General features: G+C 62.3%; 24 protein-coding genes. 9 read left to right on the top strand and 15 right to left on the bottom strand.

All coding sequences use genetic code 11. The features are described from left to right. The first annotated feature begins 1 nt into the window (after position 1). The 3 genes from QP922_RS02640 (at position 2) to QP922_RS02630 (ending at position 1,272) form a co-directional block, all read left to right on the top strand. A complete protein-coding gene (locus tag QP922_RS02640) occupies positions 2-421 on the top strand; it encodes a Fur family transcriptional regulator (RefSeq protein WP_284807781.1) in 420 nt (139 codons plus the stop codon). A 203-nt stretch (positions 422-624) separates the two neighbouring features. Then, a complete protein-coding gene (locus QP922_RS02635; protein ID WP_284807779.1) occupies positions 625-1,074 on the top strand; it encodes a hypothetical protein in 450 nt (149 codons plus the stop codon). A gap of 3 nt (positions 1,075-1,077) precedes the next feature. Continuing rightward, entirely contained in the window at positions 1,078-1,272 is a 195-nt protein-coding gene (locus QP922_RS02630; RefSeq protein WP_039676346.1) for a helix-turn-helix transcriptional regulator, read from the top strand. A gap of 20 nt (positions 1,273-1,292) precedes the next feature. Here QP922_RS02630 and QP922_RS02625 read toward each other — a convergent pair whose 3' ends face one another. The 10 genes from QP922_RS02625 to hemW all read right to left on the bottom strand — a co-directional run bounded on the left by QP922_RS02625 (position 1,293) and on the right by hemW (position 10,997). Next, positions 1,293-2,045: an isoprenyl transferase gene (locus tag QP922_RS02625; protein ID WP_284807775.1), complete on the bottom strand. Its 753-nt coding sequence runs from the start codon at positions 2,043-2,045 to the stop codon at positions 1,293-1,295. A 10-nt stretch (positions 2,046-2,055) separates the two neighbouring features. After that, positions 2,056-2,772, bottom strand: coding sequence for a DNA repair protein RecO (gene recO / locus QP922_RS02620; RefSeq protein ID WP_284807773.1), 717 nt, complete (start codon positions 2,770-2,772; stop codon positions 2,056-2,058). Beyond that, complete coding sequence (gene era / locus QP922_RS02615) at positions 2,773-3,768, bottom strand: GTPase Era (RefSeq protein ID WP_370552151.1); 996 nt, start codon at positions 3,766-3,768, stop codon at positions 2,773-2,775. Positions 3,769-4,008: 240 nt separating this feature from the next. Continuing rightward, positions 4,009-4,857, bottom strand: coding sequence for a pyridoxal kinase PdxY (pdxY, locus tag QP922_RS02610; protein WP_284807771.1), 849 nt, complete (start codon positions 4,855-4,857; stop codon positions 4,009-4,011). A gap of 50 nt (positions 4,858-4,907) precedes the next feature. Continuing rightward, entirely contained in the window at positions 4,908-5,483 is a 576-nt protein-coding gene (gene ybeY / locus QP922_RS02605) for an rRNA maturation RNase YbeY (protein ID WP_039676349.1), read from the bottom strand. After that, a complete protein-coding gene (locus QP922_RS02600) occupies positions 5,480-6,445 on the bottom strand; it encodes a PhoH family protein (protein ID WP_070670677.1) in 966 nt (321 codons plus the stop codon). Before QP922_RS02600 ends, ybeY begins: the two co-directional genes overlap by 4 nt. Before the next feature lie 10 nt (positions 6,446-6,455). Beyond that, on the bottom strand, positions 6,456-7,196 hold the full coding sequence (locus QP922_RS02595; protein ID WP_284807766.1) for a 16S rRNA (uracil(1498)-N(3))-methyltransferase: 741 nt from the start codon (positions 7,194-7,196) through the stop codon (positions 6,456-6,458). Then, the gene (gene dnaJ / locus QP922_RS02590; RefSeq protein ID WP_284807764.1) at positions 7,196-8,341 is read right to left on the bottom strand and encodes a molecular chaperone DnaJ; all 1,146 of its coding nucleotides are present in this window, start codon (positions 8,339-8,341) and stop codon (positions 7,196-7,198) included. The genes QP922_RS02595 and dnaJ overlap by 1 nt, the downstream gene beginning before the upstream one ends. Before the next feature lie 54 nt (positions 8,342-8,395). Continuing rightward, positions 8,396-9,430, bottom strand: coding sequence for a heat-inducible transcriptional repressor HrcA (gene hrcA / locus QP922_RS02585; RefSeq protein ID WP_284807762.1), 1,035 nt, complete (start codon positions 9,428-9,430; stop codon positions 8,396-8,398). A 430-nt stretch (positions 9,431-9,860) separates the two neighbouring features. Then, a complete protein-coding gene (gene hemW / locus QP922_RS02580) occupies positions 9,861-10,997 on the bottom strand; it encodes a radical SAM family heme chaperone HemW (RefSeq protein WP_284807760.1) in 1,137 nt (378 codons plus the stop codon). Between the two features lie 142 nt (positions 10,998-11,139). On the opposite strand from hemW, the gene QP922_RS02575 reads away from it, so the two are divergent. Next, complete coding sequence (locus tag QP922_RS02575; RefSeq protein WP_284807758.1) at positions 11,140-12,513, top strand: hemolysin family protein; 1,374 nt, start codon at positions 11,140-11,142, stop codon at positions 12,511-12,513. Beyond that, complete coding sequence (locus QP922_RS02570) at positions 12,513-13,580, top strand: CNNM domain-containing protein (protein ID WP_284807757.1); 1,068 nt, start codon at positions 12,513-12,515, stop codon at positions 13,578-13,580. The genes QP922_RS02575 and QP922_RS02570 overlap by 1 nt, the downstream gene beginning before the upstream one ends. Positions 13,581-13,718: 138 nt before the next feature. Here QP922_RS02570 and QP922_RS02565 read toward each other — a convergent pair whose 3' ends face one another. Continuing rightward, the gene (locus QP922_RS02565; protein WP_039676357.1) at positions 13,719-14,399 is read right to left on the bottom strand and encodes a hypothetical protein; all 681 of its coding nucleotides are present in this window, start codon (positions 14,397-14,399) and stop codon (positions 13,719-13,721) included. A gap of 175 nt (positions 14,400-14,574) precedes the next feature. Next, positions 14,575-16,416: an AMP-dependent synthetase/ligase gene (locus QP922_RS02560; protein ID WP_284807754.1), complete on the bottom strand. Its 1,842-nt coding sequence runs from the start codon at positions 16,414-16,416 to the stop codon at positions 14,575-14,577. A gap of 92 nt (positions 16,417-16,508) precedes the next feature. Between QP922_RS02560 and malQ the strand changes: the two genes are divergently transcribed. After that, entirely contained in the window at positions 16,509-18,608 is a 2,100-nt protein-coding gene (gene malQ / locus QP922_RS02555) for a 4-alpha-glucanotransferase (RefSeq protein ID WP_284807752.1), read from the top strand. Positions 18,609-18,620: 12 nt separating this feature from the next. Here malQ and QP922_RS02550 read toward each other — a convergent pair whose 3' ends face one another. Next, a complete protein-coding gene (locus QP922_RS02550; protein WP_284807750.1) occupies positions 18,621-18,776 on the bottom strand; it encodes a hypothetical protein in 156 nt (51 codons plus the stop codon). 174 nt (positions 18,777-18,950) lie between these two features. Between QP922_RS02550 and QP922_RS02545 the strand changes: the two genes are divergently transcribed. Continuing rightward, on the top strand, positions 18,951-20,237 hold the full coding sequence (locus QP922_RS02545; RefSeq protein WP_284807749.1) for a carboxylesterase family protein: 1,287 nt from the start codon (positions 18,951-18,953) through the stop codon (positions 20,235-20,237). 34 nt (positions 20,238-20,271) lie between these two features. On the opposite strand, the gene idi is transcribed toward QP922_RS02545, so the two are convergent. Then, positions 20,272-20,796, bottom strand: a complete 525-nt coding sequence (gene idi / locus QP922_RS02540) for an isopentenyl-diphosphate Delta-isomerase (RefSeq protein ID WP_284807747.1) — start codon at positions 20,794-20,796, stop codon at positions 20,272-20,274. Continuing rightward, positions 20,793-21,329 (bottom strand): hypothetical protein, encoded by a 537-nt coding sequence (locus tag QP922_RS02535; RefSeq protein ID WP_284807745.1) that lies wholly within the window; start codon positions 21,327-21,329, stop codon positions 20,793-20,795. The genes idi and QP922_RS02535 overlap by 4 nt, the downstream gene beginning before the upstream one ends. Positions 21,330-21,419: 90 nt before the next feature. Between QP922_RS02535 and QP922_RS02530 the strand changes: the two genes are divergently transcribed. Together QP922_RS02530 and QP922_RS02525 are read left to right on the top strand one after the other, a co-directional pair. Further along, complete coding sequence (locus QP922_RS02530; RefSeq protein WP_284807743.1) at positions 21,420-23,252, top strand: ABC transporter ATP-binding protein; 1,833 nt, start codon at positions 21,420-21,422, stop codon at positions 23,250-23,252. Positions 23,253-23,262: 10 nt separating this feature from the next. After that, positions 23,263-24,360, top strand: a complete 1,098-nt coding sequence (locus tag QP922_RS02525; RefSeq protein ID WP_284807741.1) for a MalY/PatB family protein — start codon at positions 23,263-23,265, stop codon at positions 24,358-24,360. The last annotated feature ends 34 nt before the right edge of the window (positions 24,361-24,394 follow it).

Here is a 24,394-nt window from a genome sequence, read left to right as displayed (position 1 = left end):
CATGGCCATCCACGACAGCATCCCGAAGCTCGGTGCACGTAATACTCGTCAGCGCACCGCCGTGGTCGAGGTCCTTAGGAAACTCGACAAGTTCGCGTCCGCTAAGGACATTCACCAGGCGCTTATCGACGACCACCAGAAGGTCGGCCTCACCACCGTCTACCGCACGCTGCAATCGCTCTCTGAGATCGATGCGGTCGATGCGCTCCACATGCCTTCTGGCGAGACACTGTACCGCCACTGCGACACCGATGCCCATCACCACCATTTGGTGTGCACCAAGTGCGGCCGCACCGAGGAGATCGACGGTGGCCCCATCGAGCAGTGGGCTTCCTCGGTAGCCAAGAAGCATGGATTCGAGCTCACCGGGCACGATGCCGAAGTCTTCGGCATTTGCGCCGACTGCTCCAAAGCTTCCTAAGCGCACCCGCTCCACACAGAGACCTTTTCACCTCAGCCTGCGCCCTAACATTGTGGCGCAGGCTGAGGTTTTTCTTTGCCTTTTACCTGCGGCAACGCCACTTCCTCCAGCAAATAACGTCAAGCACCCTTTACAGTAAAGGTTGCTTGACATATGGTGTCCGTAAAGCACGCTTTACAATCATCGCTGTCAGGAGGATCACCATGCCCACCACTCGCTTTGGCCGCCCCAAATTTGGCGGTACCCAAACCACACTCATCGTCTTATCCCTAGCCGTGGGTCTACTCATCGCCGCGGCCGCCGGCGCTGCCCTGGGGACCTTCGTTCACCGCGAAGCGCCGTTGCTTGCCGTTGCGGTGTACACCTTGTGTCTCCTGCCCGTTGCCTCTGTAGCTAGCTGGGCTTTCATGGTGGACCGTTCCACCATTCGGGGTGCTACCCCGGCCCCAGAGAATTCCATCGAGTCTCACTGGTATGCGCAGGCTTCCGAAAACACACTGCATGCCATGCTCTTTGCCATTGGTGGCCTGGGCATCATCTCATCCATCTGGGACTTCAGCGTCTCCGGTACTCTGCTCACCATCATTCTGGGCGCCTTCGTTACTGGCACCTTTGGTATTAGCTATCTCGCCCACAAGCAGGCGGCGAGCTAAGCCGTGGATAACCGCCTCAAAGAGATACGAGAACAACGCGGGCTCTCACAGCAAGGCCTCGCCACCGAACTGGGAGTCTCGCGCCAAACCATCATCAGCATTGAAAAAGGGCGCTACGATCCTTCGCTCCCCCTCGCCTTTCAGATTGCGCGCCACTTTTCCTGCCGCATCGAGGACATCTTTATCCCAGATGCCTAGGTGCCCTAAGAACCCGCGGGCTATTTGACCCCGCCGAAGCGGCGGTCACGCCGCGCGTACTCTTCCACCGCGGCAAAGAGGTCTTCCGGAGTGAAATCTGGGAAGAGCTTGTCTTGATAAATCATCTCCGCATAGGCCGACTGCCACAGCAGGAAGTTAGACGTGCGCTTCTCACCGGAAGGACGCAGGAACAAATCCACATCCGGCATATCGGGGTCATACATCACCGAGTTCACCGTCTTCTCGTTGATGGAGCGTGGGTCGAGCTCGCCGCGGGAGACTTGCTCGGCGAGTTCCCGGATCCCGTCGACAAGCTCGGCGCGCCCTCCGTAATTCACGCACATCACCAGGGTCATTGTGGTGTTGTCCTTGGTGAGCTCCTCGGCGGCCTCGAGCTCCTTGATAACCGAGCGCCACAGACGCGGGCGACGGCCTGCCCACACCACGCGCACTCCCCTCTCGTTGAGCCAGTGGCGCTGGCGGCGCAGCACGTCGCGGTTAAAGCCCATGAGGAAGCGCACCTCCTCGGCACTGCGGCGCCAGTTTTCCGTGGAGAAGGCATAGGCAGAAAGATAAGGAACGCCGAGGGCGAGGCAGGCATCGACGACGTCGAGAAGCACTGCTTCTCCCCTACGATGGCCCTCGGTGCGCTTCATGCCGCGCTCCTCTGCCCAGCGGCCATTTCCGTCCATGACCAGCGCGATGTGGCTCGGCAGGAACTCCTGCGGGATAGCGGGCGGGTGGAGGACTCGGTTCGGGTCAGGCGTAATCACGTTCTACAGTCTACTGTTCCATGATCCCCAGCGCGCCAACGCTTCGCTCAAGATGCCATTGCAGGTGGGCGCGGGTCAGGCGGTGGGCTTCCTGCGCCTGGGCGTGGGTAGGCTGGCTGGGGTGGCCGTGAGCGATAAGCCACATGTGGTGCAGGGTTTCCGGGTCTACCTCGGCGGCTCCCGGCGGGCGGCATTGGTGGCAGGCGGCTCCGCCCACGGCTGGGTGGAAAGCATGGTGGGGGCCTGGCCTTTGGCACTGCGCGCAATCGAACAAGCTAGGCGCCCAGCCGGCGTGGGACATGGCTTTGAGGAGGAAGGCGTCGAGAAGCACGAGCGGATCGCCGTGCTGGAGTTGGTTGAGTACGTCAACGCAGGCTTCGTAGAGGTAACGGTCCCCGGGGGCGTCGGCGGCAGCAAGGCGCTCAGCTGATTCGAGGGCGGCGCAGGCGGCGGTGTAGCGCTCGTAATCCTCGATGATGCGCGCACCGAAGTAATCCACCGTGTCTGCCTGCGCGATGGTGTACAGGTTGCGGCCTGGGTACAGCTGCACGTCGAGGTTGACGAAGAGCTGCAGGCGCGAGCCAAAGCGCGACTTCGCGCGTCGCACGCCTTTAGCCACACCGCGCACGAGGCCGTGGTTGCGTGTCAGCAGCACGATGATGCGGTCCGCCTCCCCGAAATCATAGGTGCGGATGACGAGGGCGCGGTCGCGGAAATTCTCGCGCATCTAGAAGCCGAGGCGGCCCAGCGCCTTCGGGTCCGACTGCCAGTTCTTCAGCACCTTAATACGCAGGTCAAGGTAAACGTTCTGGCCGAGGAGCTGGATAATTTCCTTGCGGGCAGTGCCGACGATGCGGCGGAAGCGGCGGCCGTCCTTGCCTTCAATAATGCGCTTTTGGCCGGGGCGCTCGAGGTAGAGCACGGCGTGGACGTTGAGGACGTCGGGGCGCTCCTGGTCAGGCAGCATCTCATCGACTTCCACGGCCACGGAGTGCGGGAGCTCGTGCTTCAGGCCAGCAAGGGCTGCCTCGCGGATGAGCTCAGCGATGCGCTCGGCCTGGTCCTCGTCGGTAACGTGGTCATCCGGGTAAAACTTCGGGCCTTCCGGCAGGTGGTCGACGATGACCTGCGTCAACTCCTCCAGCTGCACGCGCTCGGTAGCGGAGACGGGGATGACAACGGCGTCGGGGTTGTCCTCGCTGAGCAGTGCATGTAGTGCGAGCAGCTGCGCGCCGACTTGGTCCTTGGAGGCTTTGTCCAGCTTGGTCACGATACCGATGATGGGGGTCTTCGGCGCGACCTTGCGCACGTTCTCCAGAATCCAGCGGTCACCGGGGCCAATCTTTTCATCCGCGGGAATGGTTAGACCGATGACGTCGACGTCCGCGTAGGTGTCTTTAACCACTTCGTTGAGGCGCTCACCCAACAAGGTGCGCGGGCGGTGCAGACCAGGCGTATCGACGACAACAATCTGCGCATCCTCGCGGTGCACGAGTCCGCGGATGGGGTGGCGGGTGGTTTCGGGCTGGTCGGCGGTAATAGCGATCTTCTCGCCCACCAGCGCGTTGGTGAGCGTGGACTTGCCGGTGTTGGGGCGGCCCACGAAGGACACAAAGCCAGAGCGGAAGCCCTCTGGCGTGTTGGTGTACTGCGAATAGTCCGCGGCGGTGGCCTCGCCTTCTTCAGGCAGGTCCGCGAAGGCGGCGTCGAAATCGGTGCTCATATTGTTTTTCATCATAGCTCACGATTTCTGAATTCCCGCTCCCGCTGCGTGCAGGACAGAAGGTCCTTTTCGTTTGGTCCTCCTACTCTGGTCCCTTCTCTGTGCAAAGGGACCGCCTGTTGGCTGTTTTCGCGCGATAGGTGGTCCCTTTACGGTGCACAGGGACCGTACTAAAGGGACCACCTGCCAAAGGGGGCGGGAAAGAGGAGGGACCACCTGCCAAAGGGGTCGGCGAAGGGGCTAGAGCTCCTCGACGTGGAACTGCAGACGCGGGTTGGCAAAGACGTCCTGGGACTCAATGAGCTGCAGCTCACGGGCGTCGGCCTCGTAGGTGGTGTGCAGCAAGTCGTAGACCGAGGAGGCAGTGCGCTTCAGCGCTTCCTTCGCGTCGTGGGTTTCCACGTAGTGGCCGGTGAACAGCGCCGCGGTGACATCGCCCGAGCCGTTGCGCTTGAACGGCAGTTTCGGGGTGGCCACGAGGTAGGCGCGCTCGCCATCCACGGCGAGCATCTCAATCTCGTCCTCGTCGGTTTCAGGGTGCTGCACTGAGGTGACCAGCACGGTCTTCGGGCCGATGTCCTGGGCCTTCTTTACTGCAGCGAGGGTTTCCTCGAGGGTGTTGACGGAAGAGTCGGTAAGGTAGCCCAGCTCAAATTGGTTCGGGGTGATGATGTCGGCGACCGGTACGACCTTGTCACGCAGCAGCGGCGGGATTTCATCAGAGACGAAGCAGCCGGACTTGGCATTGCCCATGACCGGGTCGCAGGCATAGAGGGCCTTCGGGTTCACAGCCTTGATGCGGTTGACTGCATCCACGATGGCGCCGGCGATGTCCGGTCCGCCCTGGTAGCCAGAGAGGATTGCGTCGATGCGCGGGAAGGCGCCGCGCTTTTCAATACCGTCCACGATGGCGGTGACATCACTGGCTGGAATCATCGGCCCGCCCCAATCACCGTAGCCGGTGTGGTTGGAGAAGTTCACCGTGTGAATGGGCCACACTTCGTGGCCAGCACGCTGAAGCGGGAAGACGGCGGCGGAGTTGCCAACGTGACCGTAGGCAACATGGGACTGGATGGAGAGGATGTTCATAACCCTCCATTGTGCTACGCCCCTGAAAGCACCTCAACGTTAGGCCGGGTTTAGATTCCGCCGCCGGGAACTTCCTTGTCCAGCTCGGCGCGCTCGGCAGCATCCGGGAAGGCCTTGGGGCCAGAGGGCTTGGGCTGGTAGCTCACGCCGCGAGAGTCGAGGTCCTCGTACCAGTCAGCGAGCAGCTCGTTCTGCAAGCCGAACATTTCTTTCTCCTCCGCCGCGGTGGTGTGGTCATAGCCCAGCAGGTGCAGGCAACCATGGACGGTAAGCAAAGCCAGCTCGTGGCCTAGGGAGTGGCCGGCGGCGTTGGCCTGGCGCTGGGCAAACTCGGGGCAGAGCACGATATCGCCCAACATCGCGGGGCCAGCCTCAGGCGCGTCAGGCCGCCCGCCGGTTGCGCCCGGGGTGAGCTCGTCCATGGGGAAGCTCATCACGTCAGTCGGGCCTTCCAAGTCCATCCAGCGCACGTGCAGATCCGCAATGGTCTGCAGGTCCACGGCCGTAATGGTGCACTCAGCATCCGGGTTCACATCAAGGCGGCCGAGGGCATAGGAGCAGACGTCGATGAGCATCTCCTCGTTCACGCCATCAAAGCCGGACTCATTGATGAATTCGATGCTCATTTCTTCTCCTCCTGCTCAGCAAACTTATCGTAAGCGTCCACGATACGGCCCACCAGCTGGTGGCGCACCACATCGGCAGAGCCCAGCTCCGCGAAGTGAATATCCGGCACGCCCTTCAAAATGCGACGCACCAGACGCAGGCCGGAGACCTGGCCGCCAGGCAAATCCACCTGGGAGATATCGCCGGTCACCACGATGGTGGAACCGAAGCCCAGACGGGTCAAGAACATCTTCATCTGCGCAGGTGTCGTGTTCTGGGCCTCGTCGAGGATGACGAAAGCGTCATTCAGCGTGCGGCCACGCATATAGGCCAAAGGTGCGACCTCAATGATGCCTGCCTCCATGAGCTTCGGAATCATCTCCGGGTCAATCATGTCTCGCAAGGCGTCGTACAGCGGGCGCAGATAGGGGTCAATCTTGTCGTTGAGGGTGCCGGGCAAAAAGCCCAGCTTCTCCCCCGCCTCCACCGCAGGACGGGTCAAAATAATGCGGCTAACCTGCTTGGCACGCAGGGCCTGCACCGCCTTGGCCACCGCCAAGTAGGTCTTACCGGTACCGGCAGGCCCGATACCAAAGACGATGGTGTTCTCATCAATGGCCTGCACGTAGCGCGACTGCCCCAGCGTCTTTGGGCGCACCGACTTGCCGCGGCGGGAGACAATGTCCGCCGCGAGGGCCTCAGAAACGGACTCGGGGGCATCGACTGCGACGAGGTCGAGCGTGTGCTTGACCGTGTCGGTGCTGACCGGGTGGCCGCGGCGAGCAATCGCTTCGAGCTCTTCCAAAACCTTGCGCGCGCGGGCCACGTCATAGTCGGGACCGGCAGCAGTCACCGTGGTGCCGCGGGCAAAAAGGTCCACGCCAACGAGGTTGCCCAGAACGCGCAGATTTTCGTCCGCCGGGCCCAGCACGGTGGCCAGGTAGGCGGAATCGAGATCAAACTTGGTGGTGATAATAGGCACGCCCAAAAGGCTACCAGCGCGAGGTCAGCGTGCCGATGCTAGCCAGTGCCACCATGCTTGCCGACGCCGTCCTCAACACCTCCGGCCCCAGTTTGATCGCCGTGGCACCGGCCGCGGTGAGCTGGGCGAGTTCCTCCTCGCCAATTCCTCCCTCAGGCCCCACGAGCAGGTAGATCGTCTCAGTAGTGTCGAGGTCATCCAGGTCTTTGAGGCGCAGAGTGGCGTCCTCGTGAAGCACCAGTGCCCCCGTGCCGGAAATCTCCTCGCACAGCTGGCGGGTGGTCATGGGCCCGCGCACGGCCGGAATGCGGGTACGGCGCGATTGCTTCGCCGCTGCCACGGCTGCGGATTCCCACTTGCCCAGCGCCTTCGGGGCCTTCTTCGCGTCCCACTTGGACACGCAGCGATCTGCTTGCCAGGCGATGATCTCATCCGCGCCGGCCTGCGTGGCTAGGTCGACGGCGAGCTCGGCGCGCTCCGACTTGGGAATGGCCTGGACCACGATGACGCGTGGAGAAGGTTCGGGGGAGGTCGTGATGTCGTCGACAAGCGCGGCGAGGGTGTCTTTGCCCTGCACGTCGGTGATGGTGGCGGTGATGCGGAGCCCGGACCCATCGATCAGGACCAGGTGCTCCCCTGGTCCCATGCGCTTGACGGTGACCGCATGGCGGCCTTCCGCGCCGTCGAGGCCCACGGGCTGGCCGACCTTCGCGAGGGAGAGGTCCGGGTGCAGGAAGACAGGCAAAGACATTAGCGGCGGAACTTGTCTCGGAGTCGGGTAAAGAGGGACTCGCCTTGGTTGTCACCGGCGCGGTGCACCTCCGTGCCGCTGTGGCCAGCGGCGCGGACCTTTTCGAGGGCCTCGCGGGTCTTCTTGTCCAGGTCGGTCGGGATAACGACGTCCACGTGGGCATGGAGGTTGCCGAAACCATCCGTGCGCAGGCGCGGCATGCCCTTGCCTTGGAGGGTGATGGACTCGCCCGGCTGGGTGCCCGGTGCGATATCGAGGGTGAGCTCTTCGCCGTCGAGCTGCTCGACGGTGCAGGACGCGCCGAGGGCGGCATCCACCATGGGCACGCGAACGGTCAGGTGCAGGTCATCGGCGTTGCGCTCGAAGACCGGGTGCGGTTCGGTGTGGACCTCGACGTAGAGATCGCCGGCAGGGCCGCCGCCATGACCGACCTCGCCCTGGGAGGCCATGCGGATGCGCATGCCATCGCCGATACCCGCCGGGATGGTCACGGTGATATCGCGGCGCTTGCGCACGCGGCCATCGCCACCACAGTGGCCGCAGGGATCGGTAACGACCTCACCAAAGCCGTAGCACTTCGGGCAATCGCGAGTGGTCATCATGTTGCCCAGCATGCTGCGCTGGACCTCCTGGACCTGGCCCATGCCGCCACAGTGATCACAGGTAACCGGCTTCGCCTTGGACTCGGAACCGGTGCCCTCACAGCGGTCACAGAGCACGGCGGTATCGACCTTGACCTGCTGCTTGACGCCGCTGTAGGCCTCTTCGAGGGTAATCGTGGTGCGCAGCAAGGCGTCATCGCCCGGCTGGACGCGGGAACGCGGACCGCGGGAGGCCGCTCCGCCGCCGAAGAACTCGGCAAAGAGGTCACCCAAACCGCCTCCGCCAAAGCCGCCGAAACCACCGCCGCCCTGTGCGGCGCGGTCCTCCATGGGGTCTCCGCCCATGTCGACTACCTGGCGCTTCTGCGGATCCAGAAGTACCTCCTGGGCAAGGGAGGCCTCGCGGAACTTCTCCGCGGCCTCGTCATCACCCGGGTTCACGTCCGGGTGGTACTTGCGCGCCAGCTTGCGATAGGCCTTCTTAATCTCGGCATCAGAGGCCGACTTATCTACACCAAGAATGCCGTAGTAGTCACGAGCCACGTACTGTCATCCTTCTATATCTCGTTGATGCTTAATCTAATCCGACCGGCTAGCTTACTCGCCCGCCAAGATTTCACTCACATAGCGTGCAACGGCAGAGACCTTGGAGATTGTTCCCGAGTAGTCCATATACGTTGGCCCCACCACACCGAGCCCGCCGAGAGCCGCTGCCTCCGAGCCAGTACCGAAGCCATAGCGCGTGGCCACCACGGAGGTTTGGCGCAGCTCATCGGCCTCGTTTTCCTCACCGATGGAGACTGAAACATTGCCCAAGTCCGGCACGCGCGCCAGCAGTTTCAGCACGACGACCTGCTCCTCGAGGGCCTCGATGATGGAGGGCAAGCCATCCGGAAGTGCGACGCGCGTGAGGTTCGACGTGCCGGCCAAAATGAGGCGGTCGGAAGGCTGTTCAACGAGTGTCTCAATGAGCGTCGTGGCGGCTTTGAGGACGTGGGGGCGGATGTCGGTTGGGGAGTCGTCGACAAGCGCGGCGAGTTCTACCGAGGCTTCCGTGAGAGTCTTGCCCTCCAGGGTGGTGTTGAGGATATCGCGCAGGCGGTGGGTCTGCTCGGGGTCTATCACGTCATCGAGCTCGACATTGCGCTGATCGACGCGCCCATTATCAGTAATAAGCACCAACAGCAGTCGTACTGGTGACAGAGCCACGACCTCGCAGTGCTTGACGCGCGAAACCTTGAGGTTCGGCAGCTGCACCACGGCCGCTTGCTTGGTCACCTGGGCCAGCAGCTGGACCGAGCGGCGCAACACGTCCTCCAAATCCACGCCGCCTTCGAGGAAGGTGAGCATGGCGCGGCGCTCAGCTGTGGAGAGCGGTTTGACGTCGTGGAGCGTGTCGACGAATTGGCGGTAGCCCTTTTGCGTGGGCACGCGCCCGGAGCTGGCGTGTTCCTGGGCGATGAGCCCCTCGGCCTCGAGCACGGCCATGTCATTGCGGATCGTCGCCGAGGACACGCCCAGCTGGTAGCGCTCGAGCAGGGCCTTGGAGCCGACGGGCGATTGCGAGGCGATGTAGTCCGCGACGATGGCGCGCAGGACCTCTTGGCGGCGGGCATCGGTGGAGCTAGACATGTCTCTAAGGCTATCCGTTCTGGCGGGCAATAGTGAGATCTGGTGACAATCTGCCTAGGTGCGCTGGCAGCCCGTCACCACTTCCAGGTGGTTCCATATTGTGCTTCTAGAAGGGTTCATCATGCTCTTCCAGAGAGCTCGAATACTGATGGTCCGTACGGATGGTCCCTTTAGTCTGGTCTCTTATCGGTGCAAAGAGACCATCTACGGGCGCGATTCCTGCGATAGATGGTCCCTTTTCGCCGTAAAGGGACCAAATTAACGGGACCAAACTAGAAGGACCACTTAAAAAGACTAATCGTATCGAGAGCGACTAACAGGTTTCACGGCGTGAAGAGAGAAACTAACAAATTCCCGGCGGGGCTAACTTTAAGTCATGCTGTCCCCAGTATCGGAAGGTTGGGGACAGGCCACGAGCAGGTCGCGGCAGCTAGTGGGCGGTGTCTTCGGCGACGAGGAGGTCGGTGATGATGCCATCTGCGAGTAGGCGGCCAGCCTTGGTCACGCGGAGGCGATCGTCACAAAGCTCAAGCAGGCCGCGCTCGATGAAGCGCGCAGCTACAGGCTCGGCGGCGGGAGCGAGCCAGGACGCAGGGATGCCCTCGCGCAACCGCAGACCCAGCATGATGCGCTCGGTGTGGCGGTCAGCCTCGGTGAGCTGCTCGCGCTCCTTGATAGGCAACTCCCCCGCTTCAATCGCCTTGATATAGGTCCGCGGATTCTTCACGTTGAAGAAGCGCTCGTCGCCTAAGTGCGAATGCGCGCCCGGGCCCGCGCCCCACCAATTGCCATCGACCCAGTAGATGCGGTTGTGCTGGCACTCCCCGCCCGGCTTGGCCCAGTTGGAGACCTCGTACCATTCAAAACCAGCGGCTTCGAGCGTGGAAGAAATCATCTCGTAGCGCCGAGCCAGCACATCCTCATCCGGCGCAGGAAGCAGTCCCTTAGACACCTTGCGGGCCATACGCGTGCCGTCTTCCACGATGAGCGAATACGCACTGATGTGGTCCACCCCGGTTTCCAAGGCGCGCTCGAGAGTCAAGGCAACATCGGCGTCCTCTTCTGTCGGCGTGCCATAAATCATGTCCAGGTTGACGTGCTCAAAGCCTGCTGCGATTGCTTCGAGCGCGGCATCGAAGGCGCGGCCCGAAGTATGGGCCCGCTCCAGCACCGCGAGCACGCCCGGGGAAGCGGACTGCATGCCGAGGGAGAGGCGGGTAAAGCCGGCGTCGAGAAGCCCGGCGAAGTACTCCGGCGACGTGGACTCCGGATTGGATTCTGTGGTGACTTCCGCGCCCGGGGCCAAGCCAAAGGTGTCGCGAACGCGGCCCAAAATTCGGCCAAGCCCGTCGGCGCCCAGCAGGCTCGGCGTGCCGCCACCGATAAAAACGGTCTCCGCTTCGCGGCCGACCTGGGCCGCGGCCATCTCCAGCTCTTTTTCCAAGGCTGAAAGATAATCGCTGGTCAGATCCCCTCCCAGCTCACCCGGCGTATAGGTGTTGAAGTCGCAGTAGCCACAGCGCGAGGCACAGAAGGGCACGTGAATGTAAAGACCAAAGGGATCCATGGGGAACAAAATAACCGACTGAACCGTTGAAGCGGTAGTCTATAGTGCAGATTTGATTCCCCGATATTTAAAGAAAGGCCCCCTTTTCGTGGAACCTCCGAGTCGATGTCCCCGCCGCCAACCCAAGGCGGTGGGGTAAGCCGTGTTATCTGCCATCCTGATGATTGTGGCGGGTTTCGCCGTCATCGCTCTCATTATCGTGGCCAACGCGTACTTCGTGGCGCAGGAATTCGCCTTCATGTCGGTGGACCGCACGCAGCTGCGCCAGCGCGCTGCAACCGGGGATAAATCGGCAGAGCGCGCACTCAAAATTACGCAGAAAACCTCCTTCATGCTCTCCGGCGCGCAGCTGGGCATCACGATTACAGGCCTGCTCATTGGTTATGTGGCCGAGCCCCTCGTGGGTCAAGGCCTGGGCCAGCTGCTCGGCGGCGTGGGCGTGCCGGTCGGTGTGTCCGTCGCCGTGGGTACGGTAACCGCACTGGCGGTATCGACGGTTCTCACCATGCTCTTCGCCGAGCTCTTCCCCAAGAACTACACCATCGCCGCACCCATGAAGTCAGCCCTGTGGCTGTCCGCATCCACCATGTGGTACCTGCGGATTTTCGGATGGCTGGTCCACTTCTTCGAATACTCCTCCAACGCCCTGCTCAAGCTTTTCGGCATCGAGCCAGTGGAGGATGTCGATTCTTCCGCCACCACCGATGACTTGGAGTCCATCGTGGATGCCTCCCACGAGGCGGGTGACTTGGATGAGGACACCTACCTCGTCCTCGACCGCCTCCTCGACTTCCCCGAACATGACGTCGGGCACGCCATGATTCCGCGCTCACGCGTGGATGTCATTGAACCGGACACCACCATCGGTGAGGTCCGCGAGATGATGTCGGAAAACCACACCCGCTACCCCATCATCGATGATGAGCACAATCCCATCGGCGTGGTCCACCTCTACGATGTTCTGGGCACCGAGCTGCCTCCGGCTACCCCAGCCCGCGAAATCATGAAGGAACCCGTGGTGGTGCCGGAGCTCATGCCGCTTCCCGACGTCGTCACAGAGCTTCGCGACGCCGACGAGAAACTCGCCTGCGTCATCGACGAATACGGCGGCTTCGTGGGCATCGTGACCATGGAAGACCTAGCCGAGGAGATTCTTGGCGATGTCACCGACGAACACGACATCGAAGAGACCGAAGAAATCACCGAGCAGGACGAGACGCACTGGATCGTCGACGGTGACACTCCTATCGACGAAGTCGAGCGCGCCATCGGCCACGACCTGCCCGAGGGCGATTTCGAAACCGTCGCAGGCCTGCTCATCGCGCATTCCGGCATGCTGCCGGAAGAAGGCGAAGAACTCTCCATCGAGCTGGAGGCTGAGCCTGAAGACTGGGTCGACGGCGACGAGGCTCCCACGCGCACACTCAACGTGCGCGTCGAGGAAATCGACCGCCACGTGCCCTCCGTCCTGGCGCTCGAGCTGGTCGAGGAATTTCCGGAAGGAGAAGATGACTAATGACTGATACCTGGTGGTTTAACCTCATCGTCACCCTGCTCATCATCGCTGCTTCCGCGTTCTTCGTGGTCATCGAGTTCTCCCTCATGGGCGCTCGCCGCAACCGCTTGGAGGAAACCGCGGAGTCCTCGGCGGCCTCGCGCGCGGGTCTGCGCTCGCTCAACGAGCTGACCATCATGTTGGCCGGCGCCCAGCTGGGCATTACCGCCGCAACCTTCGTCCTGGGTGCCGTGACCAAGCCCTGGGTCCATCACCTGCTGATGGGCCCACTGGAGGCCCTTGGCCTGCCGCTGGGCGTTGCGGACGTCGTCTCCTTCCTCCTTGCGCTGCTCGTCGTGACCTTCCTGCACTTGGTCATCGGTGAGATGGCGCCAAAGTCCTGGGCCATTGCCCACCCGGAGACTGCCCTACAGCTCATCGCAGTGCCCGCCCGCGGCTTCATTTGGCTCTTCCGCCCGCTGCTGATCTGGATCAACAAGATGGCGAACAAGCTGGTCCGCATGACTGGTGAAGAACCGGTGGACCGCGCCGGTGCAGCCGGCTACGACGCGGAAACCCTCCGCCACCTGGTGGAGCACTCGCGCCTGGCGGGCACGCTTGACGACGACTCCGCCAACCAAATCACCGGCGTCATCGAGCTGGAAGCCGCCACCGCGGCACAGTTGGCCCGCGAGCACGGCTCGGAAATCTTGCCGTTGTCCGCGGATGCCACTGTGGCCGAACTCCATGACCTCGTAGTGCGCAAGTCCATCATGCGCGTGCTGGTCTACCCACGTGCCTCGCGTATCCCCCGCATCGTCCACGTGCGCGATACCTTGCTCGCGGATCCGGATACCCCGGTGCTGGACTTCTCCCGCCCTGCCCTGGCTGTGGGTTCGTCTTCCACCGTGCAGAAAACCCTGGACCAGATGCGTGCCCGCAACGAGCAGCTTGTTGTCGTGGGCAAGCCCACCAAGGACAAGACCGTGTGGATCCTCACCTGGGATGACATCATGGGCCAGCTGTGGCCGCAGATTACAGAGCAGCTGGACCAGGCTGTGCCGGCGTCGAAGAACCCGGGGGCTTAGCGCGTTCGCGCTAAGCGTGGCACACGAAGCTAGGCGCGACACACAAAGCGACGAAAAGCGCCACCGAGAGAGGGAATCTCGGCGGCGCTTTCCTTTTGTCCTTGTGTGTTGGCAACAAGGAAGTCTGTGATGCGACTGCTATGCGGTCGTGGCGGCCTGCTTCTGGCGCTTGGCCCGGACGCGGGCCACGACGGCGTCGATACGCGCGCGCTCTTCAAGGAAGGGCGGCGGGTTGTGGCCGCGCATGGTGCGCACGAAAGCCGGGTGCGCTTCGACGACGGTATGGCGCCAAGCCTGCACGGCAATAAGGGAGGATTCACCCGCGCGTTTGTAGAGGTTGGGCAGGGAGACCACGTCGAGGTTGCGTGCCACGGCGTCGGTTTGCGCCAGCACGTACTCGACCAGCTCGCGCAGGTAGGCAGCGACCGCTGCAGTGCGGCCGCGCAGGGTTTCTGCCAGCTCCGAGACCACGACGGGTGGGCCGGAGATGGGCAGTCCTTCGGCGAGCGCACGGGCAGTCAGCTGCTTGGGCTCCTCGACGTCATAGTCACCGGAAGACGCAGCCGAAATGGTGCCGGACTTCAGACCAGACACGAGCGCGTGGCGCAGGCCAATAAGCTCGCCGACGCACCGCCCGGAATCCACGCGGGCGTCTTCAACGATGTCCCCCAATTCGGCCAAGCAGTCGAGGGACAGTTCATCATCCCAGTCCTCGATGGCCTCGATGAGGTGCTCGATGTAATCGACAACTTCATCGCCGATGTTGTAGATTTCCTGGGTCAGCTCACGGTGGCGCAGCTCGGCTGCGATCTTGTGCATAGGCTGCCCTTTCCGCGAGAACCTCTAGTTGAGGTTTAGAGTTTTTCTGACCCCGCTGACTCTATTAGAGATCCTCGCGTCGGGCAGCGCGACACTCCGAAGGAATTCACAGACTCCGCCCAGCGGCCGAATGCCGCCGGACCGTCCACCCAGCCGGCGCTACTTCAGGCCGGCATTACTTCTTGCCGGCGTAGAGGCGCTCGATATCGGCGGCGTAGCGCTGCGCCACGACGTAGCGCTTGACCTTCATGGTCGGGGTGAGCTCATTGCTTTCCTCGGTAAGGTCCTGGTCCAGGATGACGAACTTCTTAATGCCCTCGGCATGGGACACCGTGGCATTGACCTGGTTGATGGCGTCCTGGATATCGGCGCGCAGGCCCGGATCGGCGGCCACCTCACGCATGCCCTTGGCTGCGGAAATATTGTGCTCAGCCTTCCAGCGCTTGAGAGCATCTTCATCCAAGGTAAGCAGCACGCCGACGAAAGGCTTGCCGTCGCCGACCACCATGGCCTGAGAGATAAGCGGGTGGGAGCGCAGAATGTCTTCCATCGGGCCGGGCGACACATTCTTGCCGCCAGCAGTCACGATGAGGTCCTTCTTGCGTCCGGTGATGACGAGCTTGCCGTCTTCATCAATTTCGCCGAGGTCACCGGTGTTGTACCAGCCGTCGTTCAGCGCGCCTTCGGTAGCCTCCGGGTTCTGCCAATAGCCCTTGAAGACGATGTCGCCCTTAATGAGGATTTCGCCATCCTCATTAATGCGCAGCGTCGTTCCTCCCAGCGGCGGGCCGACGGTGCCGATGGACTGGTCCACAAAGTCCACGGCGGCAGCAGCGGCGGTTTCCGTCAGACCGTAGCCCTCGTAGATGGTCACGCCGATACCGCGGTACCAGTGCAGCAGCTCCTGGGAAATCGCCGAGCCGCCAGAGATGCAGTACTTCACCTCGCCGCCCATAGCCTCGCGGATGGCGGCGTAGACCAGCTTGTCAAAGGCCTTGTGCTTGGCCTTGAGCACACGGTTGGGGCCTTCCGGAGTATCCAGCGCCTTGGAGTATTCAATGGCGACCTTCTCTGCACGGTCGAAGATGGCTCCCTTGAGGGCGGACGAGCCGTGTGCCTTAGCTGAGGCGCCATTGCGCACCTTCTCAAACACGCGGGGCACGCCGAGAATCAAGTTAGGGCGCGAACGCGCGAACTCGATGGTGATGGTGCCGAAGTCCGACCAGTGGTTCTGGGAGGCACCACCGATGGTGACCGCGAGGGACACCGCGCGGCTAAAGACGTGCGCCAGCGGCAGGAAGGTCAGCACGTGAGCGCCGGGAACGGCAATGGCACCAATCGGGTTGGTGAGCAGGCCGCGGGCTTCTGCCAGCCAGTTACGGTGCGTCAGCATGCAGCCCTTCGGGCGGCCGGTGGTACCAGAGGTGTAGACCAGCGAGGCCACGTCGTCGGTGCTGGTGGCTTCGATGCGTTCGTTCACGGCGGCGTCGGAAATCTCGCGGCCCTCAAACTTCAACGTATCGATAGCAGAAGAGTTAATCTCCAGGATGCGGCGCAGCTGGGAGGGCGAGCCGTGCAGCTGCGGCGTGCCGTCGTCCTGCAGCTTCAGGTGCTTGACCAGCTCCGAGTGCTCACGCGTTTCCGTAATAGCGAGGATCGCACCGGAGTCCTCGATGATCCACTGCACCTGTGACAGCGAGGAGGACGGGTACACCGGCACCGAAATGGCACCAGCAGCCCAGATGGCGTAATCCAACAGCGACCACTCGTAACGCGTCGTCGAAATGAGCGCAACACGGTCGCCCTGCTCGACGCCGAGGGCCATAAGGCCCTTGGCCACCGCATACACCTCTTCAACGAATTCCTTCGCGGTGACGTTGACCCACTCGTAGTTCGCGGGGCGGGTAAACATAACGCCGTGTGGGCGGGCCTTTGCCGTGGCCATCATGGCCGTAAGACAGGTCTCCCCTTCATCAATCTGGAACTGAGCTTTGGTGTGTGCCTCATTCAAAGTCACAGGTGTGTCCTTTCCCACAAAAAGTAATTCCAGCCCACTCTACCAACCGGTTTCAACGCACGCGCGCGGAGGGCGTGGCACAATTGGGACCTGTGACTACCCGTGATCTGCTTCAAGAGCTCGCCCAGCGCCACGGAGTGGCCTGCGAGTACACCGCCCAGAACGGACAGCCCGTCTACGTCAGTGAAGAGACGATTACCTATACGCTGCGCGCACTCGGCGTCTCCATCTCCGATCGGCCTGATGACGACGAGCTAACCCAGGCCCTGTTTGAGGATTACCTGGCTCGCGCCTCCCGTCCCCTGCCGCCGTGCGTGGTGGCTCGAGAAGGAGCAGAAAAGTCCTTTGACGTTCACGTCCATGATGGTGATCCGGTCACGGTCACCATCGAGTTGGAGGATGGCGGGACTCGCCCGACCTACCAGGACCCCAACGACGCCCCGGCTGCCGACGTCTCCGGGACCATGTGGGGCGAGGCCAGCTTCCACGTCCCCGGCGATCTACCACTGGGCTTTCACACTCTGCAGCTATCCTCGCCAGGCATCGGCGAGTATGAGTGCCCGCTCATCGTCGTGCCGAACCACCTGAGCACGGCTGATCGTTATCTTGAGCGCCCGGCCGCAGGTGCCATGGCGCAGCTGTACTCCGTGCGCTCGGAGAAGTCTTGGGGTATGGGTGATTTCGGCGACTTGGCTGAGCTCGCGGAGACGTTGGCTAAAGACTACGACTTCCTCCTTATCAACCCGCTGCATGCAGGCGAGCCCATCCCACCGGTGGAGGATTCACCGTATCTTCCGACTACCCGCCGCTTCATCAATCCGATTTACCTGCGCATCGAAGATATCCCGGAGCTAGAGCTGCTAAGCCCTGAGCTGCAGGAAGATGTGGCCGAGCTGGCTGCCGAGTTCCGTGAGCGCAACCGCTCCGCTGATGAGATTGACCGCGATACCATCTTTGAGGCCAAGCTGCAGGTTCTGCAGGAGCTCTTCAACCACGAGATGACCCCGGAGCGTCGCACTGCCTTTAGCGAATACCAGCGCCGCGAAGGTCGAGGTCTGCGCAACTTCGCCCTGTGGTGCGCAGAAACCGAGCTGGAGCGCCATAGCGGTCGCCGCCATGCGCTGGATCTCGATGTTTCTGATTTGGCCGAGTTCTACGCCTGGCTGCAGTTCCTCTGCGATGAGCAGCTGGACTCAGCCCAGCGCCGAGCACTGGAAGCCGGCATGTCTATTGGACTCATTACCGATATGGCCGTGGGCATCCACCCGAGTGGTGCGGATGCCGTGAACCTGTCGGAGTACCTCGCCCCGCAGTGCTCGGTAGGCGCACCACCGGATGATTACAACCAGCAAGGCCAGGACTGGTCCCAGCCGCCGTGGCACCCGGTACGCCTTGCTGAATCGGGCTACCAGCCGTGGCGCGATTTGCTGCGCACCATGTTGGGCAACGCTGGCGGCCTGCGCGTCGACCACGTTCTGGGCTTGTTCCGCCTGTACTGGATTCCGCGCCATTCCTCCCCGCTCAACGGCACTTACGTGACCTATGACTGGGAAGCCATGCTTGGCATCTTGGCGCTGGAAGCTGAGCGCGCCGGCGCAGTCCTCGTAGGCGAGGACCTGGGCACCTTGGAGCCGTGGGTTCAGACCGCCCTGCAGGACATGGGTGTCTTGGGCACCACGATCATCTGGTTCGAACATGCTGAAGAGGGCCCCACCCCACGCCCACAGGACCAGTACCGCCGCATGGCGATGTCTTCGGTAGGCACACACGATCTGCCGCCCACCTTGGCTTTCCTGCGCGGTGATCACATCGCTCTGCGCGCCCGTCTGGGGCTGCTGACCACCTCCGTGGCGGAGGAGGAAGAGCAGGACCGCGAGTGGCAGAACCAAGTCAAGGACAACCTGCAGGCCTACGGCATACTGAACAATCGAGAGAACGAAGAAGACGTCCTCGTCGCCCTCCACGAGTACGTTGCCGGCACGCCTTCGGCGCTTACGGTGACCAACGTTGTGGACATGGTCGGTGACGTGCGCGCACAGAACCAGCCGGGCACGACGAAGGACCAGTACCCCAACTGGTGCATCCCGCTGTGCAATACCGCCGGTGAGCCGGTGCTACTAGAGGACCTTCCGAAGCAGGAGCTCTACCAGCGCCTCGCCCAGGTAGCCAAGCGGCCACGGGACGAACGCTAAAGCGTCGTCCCTTTAAAGGACGACGCCCACCACTGCCACGACAACGACGAGCGCAATCATGAGCCATAAGGTCAGGCTCACGCGGGATTTCGGCAGGGCCCGCTTGCGTCGGGGCTGCTCGGGGCGCTCGGGGTCCCAGAGCCCTTCTCGGTGATCATCGGGAGTCATGGTCATTTATCCTAGTCCGCCCCTCCACAAGTGTGTACACGCGGTCGATGGCCCACATCAGCCCCCACCCCATCACGGTTGCGGCCGGCACTGCGGTGACGGCAAGCACCGCCATTTGCGCCCACACGGGAGCTTGCACGAGCCATTCCATGCCCTCAGGGTAGCCTGTTGGGCATGAGCAGCGCACCTTTCGACGTCACCTGCCCCGCAGGCACCATCACCGGCTACCTCACGGAAGATGTGGCCCACTTCCACTCCATCGAGTATTCCCACATCCCCGGTGATTTCGAGAACCCCGAACCTGCATCTCCACGTGACCAGGATGCGCGTAGGCCTCACCCAGAGAAAGTTGCGCTCACCATCACCGCGCCTTCCGCGCCGCTTGTCGCCGGTAACCTGACCACTTCCTCGCTCGCCCCCGTGTTGGTCTACGTCCACGGCGGGCGCTACGAGCACGGTTCCCACGAGGACCGCCGCGCGGAGGGAACCCCCACGGCAGAGGCTGGGATCGTGCATGTGCAGCTGGGCTACCGCGTGGGTCTTCCGGGCCTGGCGCGCTTCCGCGACGATGAGCCTCACCGCTACCGCGCCATTGAGGACCTGCAGCTGGGCTTGGAGTGGATTCAGCGCAATATCGAATCCTTCGGTGGGGATCCCACCAACGTCACGCTCCTCGGCCAGTCTGCCGGTGCCAATGCGGTGCTGTGGCTGGCTCGCCGTGATCACTATCGTGGCGCATTTCGCCGCGTCATTGCGCTCTCCCCTGGTTTCCCGCGCGAGAGTTTTGAGGAGCGCAAGGCCACGCTGCGTCAGGTGATGAAGAAGCCGATTACGCGCTCGTCGCTGGCCTCGATGAGCGAGGAGGAGCTCAACGCCGGATATAAGAAGTTCCGTACCAAGTACAACCTTGATATGGCACTGGGCCCCACGCCGCTGGAGTGCGCGCAGCTTGCCGACGTCCCCCTCATCCTCGGCAGCACCCGCGACGAGTTCTACAACATCCCGGCTACCCAGAAGATTGACCGCTCTCCCTTCCGCGGGATTGCCTTGCGTTACCTCGCCCCGCGCCTCGGTTTCCCGCGCAATGGGTTCAAGCCCTGGTATCAGGTGGCGCAGTTCTTGGATAAGGATCGGCCCACTGGGCGCATGGTCGGTGATGCCATCATTCGCCGCTGGGCGGCAGAAGTGGCAGAGAAGGCTCCGGGGCAAACATGGATGGTGGAATTTACCCGGTCCTCAGGCCCCGCGCTGCACTGCGAGGAGCTCCGCCCGCTCTTTGGCCGCACGGAGCTGGCCGCTTGGCTGCAGGAGTTTGTGTGCACCGGCGAGCCCGGCTTTGAGGAATACCGCCCGGAGCACGCCATCTGGGAATACAACTTGGACGACGGCTCGCACCGCGTGGCGCACTCCAGCTTGGATTATATTTCCGCGGCCTTCGCTAGAGATGGCGCTCTGCTCTAGCGCAGGAGCGCCGCTCTAGCGCAGGAGCGCCGCCCTAGCGTAGAAGTGCATCGCGCAGTGCGGCGTGGGAAAGCTCCTCCACCATCCATGGGCTAAAGGCAAAAGGCGTGGCCTCCGCAGCGGCGATAACCTCGCGGGCCGGAGCCCACGCCAGAGAGTCCACCTCATCGGGGTTCGGCTGCGGATCATCGCTGGTCTCAAACAGGTAGACCGGGCAGATTTCATTTTCCACCACGCCGGAGGAGTCCTCGGCGCGGTAGGCAAAATCCGGAAGCACTAGTTGTGGGCTGCCGCTGAGGCCAAGTTCGAACTGGGCGCGGCGCACGACGGCGTCGGCAGTCGGCTCCCCCGGACCTGGATGCCCACAGAAGGAGTTTGTCCACACACCGGGCCACGTCTTCTTCGACAGGGCGCGGCGGCTGAGCAGAATGTTGCCATCACGCACCACCCACGCGGAGAAGGCGAAGTGCAGCGGAGTATCCGCGGTGTGCACCACGGATTTATCTGCCGTGCCGATGGGAGTGCCGTCAGGCGAGGCCAAAACGACGAGTTCCGTCATAGATTGAGGTCTCCTACAAAGCGCACATTGCCAATAGTAAAGCGCGCGTTCCACAGGTTTCCGGCGGAAACGTTATAGACATACTGCAGGTTGGTCGAGGCTCCTGCGCCCAACGGTTGATCCAAGCCCGGCGCGGGCAAGGAAACGTTGACCTCGGGGTCATACGGCACCGGGTCCACCGATGCCCAGCCGCCATTGCCGTCGGCGCGCTCGAGGGTGGGTTCCGGGAGGGCGTCGACAGGCAGCGGCAGCTCGCCGAGGTTGTGAATCTTCACGGTGAGCACCGTGCCACCACCGCCGGAGTACAAGCCCTGCAACTCATATTCGACGTTAAGGCCCTCGTCTTTGACCGGCTCTGCTAGGTTCTCGGTCACCTCGCGGACCTCCACGTCTTTCGCCTCGAACGTGGGTGGCTCCGAGCTGGAGACCACGATGTTGTCCTGCGGGCCCACGTCTGGTGGCTGCAGGATGCTGCAGGCAGAAAGGGCAGCCAGGCACAGCGGGGCACACGCTAGGGGGAGGTACTTCTTCACCGCGAATCCTTTTCCATCACGTCTACGGTTTCTCCCCTACCTTAGTCCACGGGTTGGATATTCCTATGAAGGGCGTAACATCGGCCGACGATGAACTCTATTCTCCGCATCGTCCGCAGTGCTTCTGCCCTGTGGCCGTTTTATCTCGGCGTCCTCATAACCGCATCAGTGACCGCGATTCTCTCGCTACTCACCCCGTTCATTCTCCGCGAGGCTACCGACACCGTCGTCGAAGGCGGCACCCTGCGCACCATCCTGTGGTGGGTCTTCGCTCTCTTCCTGGCTGATGCGCTGGGCAACGTGGTGAAGAATATCGGCGGCTATATCGGTGACGTCATGGTCGCGCGCCTGCGCCAGATTCTCTCCACGCGCTACTTTGCCAAGCTGCTGTCGGTACCGCAGGGCTATTACGACAACCAGGTCACCGGTACCATCATCGCGCGCCTTGACCGCTCGATTGCGAACGTGACGCAGTTCGTGCAGTCCTTCTCCAATAACTTCTTCGTCATGCTCATCCAGGCCGCCGCAGTCCTGGTGATCACTGCGGTGTATTACTGGCCGCTGGCGATTCTCTTGGCTGCGCTCTTTCCCATCTACATGTGGCTCACTGCGAAGACGTCGACGCGCTGGCAGAAGTTTGAGGCCATCAAAAATGAGAACATCGACGTGGCCAACGGCCGTTTTGCCGAGGTCATCGGCCAGGTGAAGGTGACCAAATCCTTCGTGGCCGAAGCCCGCGAGCTGGCCTCCTTTGGCGAGCGCTACCGCACCGTGGTGGATACTACGAAGCCGCAGTCGCGCTGGTGGCATTCCATGGATACCGCGCGCGGAGTGGCCATGGCGCTGATCTTCTTCGGAATATACGGACTGATTTTCTGGCGCACGTTGGAAGGCCACTTCTCCATCGGTGACATGGTCATGCTCCTGCAGCTGGTCAACATGGCCAAGCAGCCGGTGTTCATGATGAGCTGGATCGTGGATATCAGCCAGCGCGCCGTGGCCGGTTCCAAGGATTACTTCAAGGTGATGGAGGAAACCCCGGAACCTACGGTCAACCCGCAGCTAGTGAGCGCTGCCTCCGCCTCCGACGTCCCCGAGCTCGACCTCTCCCCGACCGAGCCCCTCACTCCCACCGAGGGCCCCGTCTTTGCCTTCGATGATGTCTCCTTCGCCTACGAAGAGGATAAACCGGTGGTCGAAGGCATCACCTTCAGCGCCCACGAAGGACACAAGGTAGCGCTCGTCGGCGAGTCAGGCGGCGGCAAGTCCACGTTGGTCAACTTGTTGCTGGGCCTGTACCAACCAACCGCAGGAAAGCTGACGGTGCTGGGTCATGACGTGGCCAAGCTCACGGCAGAACGCCTGCGCGCGTCGGTAGGTGTGGTGTTCCAGGAGTCCTATCTTTTCTCCGGCACTATCAAGGAAAACATCGCCTACGGCAAACCCGGCGCGACGATGGAGGAGATCGTCGCCGTGGCCAAGCGCGCCAACGCCCACAACTTCATTGAGGAATTCCCCGATGGCTATGACACCATCATTGGTGAGCGCGGCTTGAAGCTCTCCGGCGGTCAGAAGCAGCGTGTGGCCGTGGCCCGCGCCATGTTGAAAGACGCGCCGATTCTCGTGCTCGATGAGGCCACCTCCGCGCTCGATACCAAGGCCGAACGCGCCGTGCAGGCAGGCTTGGACGAGCTCATGAAGGACCGCACGACGCTGATTATCGCGCACCGCCTGTCCACCATCGCGGACGTGGATACCATCGTCACACTTGACCACGGTGTCATCTCCGAAATCGGAGCGCCAGCGGAGCTGGCACAGTCGGACGGCATCTATGCCGAGCTGCTGCGTCTGACCCAGTCTGCGTCGGCGGCAGACCGCCAGAGGCTGAAAAAATACGGTTTCGTGCAGAACACCTCCGAGTAGGGTGGGGACCATGCATTTTCCTAGCCTGAAAGAACTCTCCGCCCGCGGTACCCGCAAGTGGACCGTCTACGACGAGGACATCATCCCCCTCTGGATCGCTGAATCGGATTTCCTTACCGCCCCCGCGGTGAAGGAGCGAATCCAGGAGGCCGTGGATGCCGAGTCCTTCGGCTACACTCCTGCCCCGAAGGCTTCCGAGCTTAATGCCGCCGTGTCTGACTTCTATGAGACTCGCTATGGTTGGCGGCCACAGCATGTGTTCTGGATCGGCGATGTTGTCCGCGGCTTGTTGCTCGGCGTGCAATACTTCACCGAGGGCCCGGTCATCGTGCCGGTTCCCTCCTACCCGCCGCTTCTGGAGCTGCCGGAAACGGCGGGACGCGAGAAGATTGAGACCTCTCTGGAGCTTGAGGACATCGAGCGCGCCTTTCAGGCCGGCGCCGGGTCCATCCTGCTGTCCCACCCGTATAACCCGCTGGGCATCGTCTTTGATGAGGAGTGGCTGCGCGGCCTAGTGGAGTTGGCGGACAAGTACGATGCCCGCATCCTCTCCGATGAGATTCATGCCCCGCTGGTCTACGACGGCCGCCACATCCCGCTGGCTTCCCTGTCAGATCGCGTCTTTACCGTCACGGCCACGTCCAAGGCCTGGAACACCGCAGGCCTTAAGTGCGCGCAGGTTCTCTTGTCGAACACGCAGGACGTGGAGCGTTGGAACAGCCTGACCGGTGTGGCCAAGGACGGTACCGGCACTCTGGGTGTGCTGGCAGCAGAAGCCGCCTACCGCCACGGCGTTGACTTCCTCGATGAAGAAGTGGAGTACCTCACAAAGACTCGCGATTGGCTGGTGGAGGAGTTGCCCAAACGCGTACCGGGCCTAAAGACCTCCCATCCGCAGGCCACCTACCTGTTGTGGCTCGACTTCTCTGAGACCGCCATTGGGGATAACCCGAAACCCGCCGCATGGGTTCGCGAACACGCCAAGGTAGCCCTCAATGAGGGAGTCACTTTCGGTACAGGCGGCGAGCACCATGCCCGTCTCAATTTTGCGACCTCCCGTGAGCTGCTGGAAGAAGCACTCGACCGCCTGGAGAAGGCCTTCAGCTAGAATTTACATCTCACGTCATGGGCATTATCCTTAG

Origin of the sequence: Corynebacterium sp. MSK218 (genome assembly GCF_030232655.1) — a bacterium.
Lineage (GTDB): Bacteria > Actinomycetota > Actinomycetes > Mycobacteriales > Mycobacteriaceae > Corynebacterium.
The sequence above is the reverse complement of the archived record's forward strand: the minus strand, read 5'-3'. Positions and strand labels throughout refer to the sequence as shown.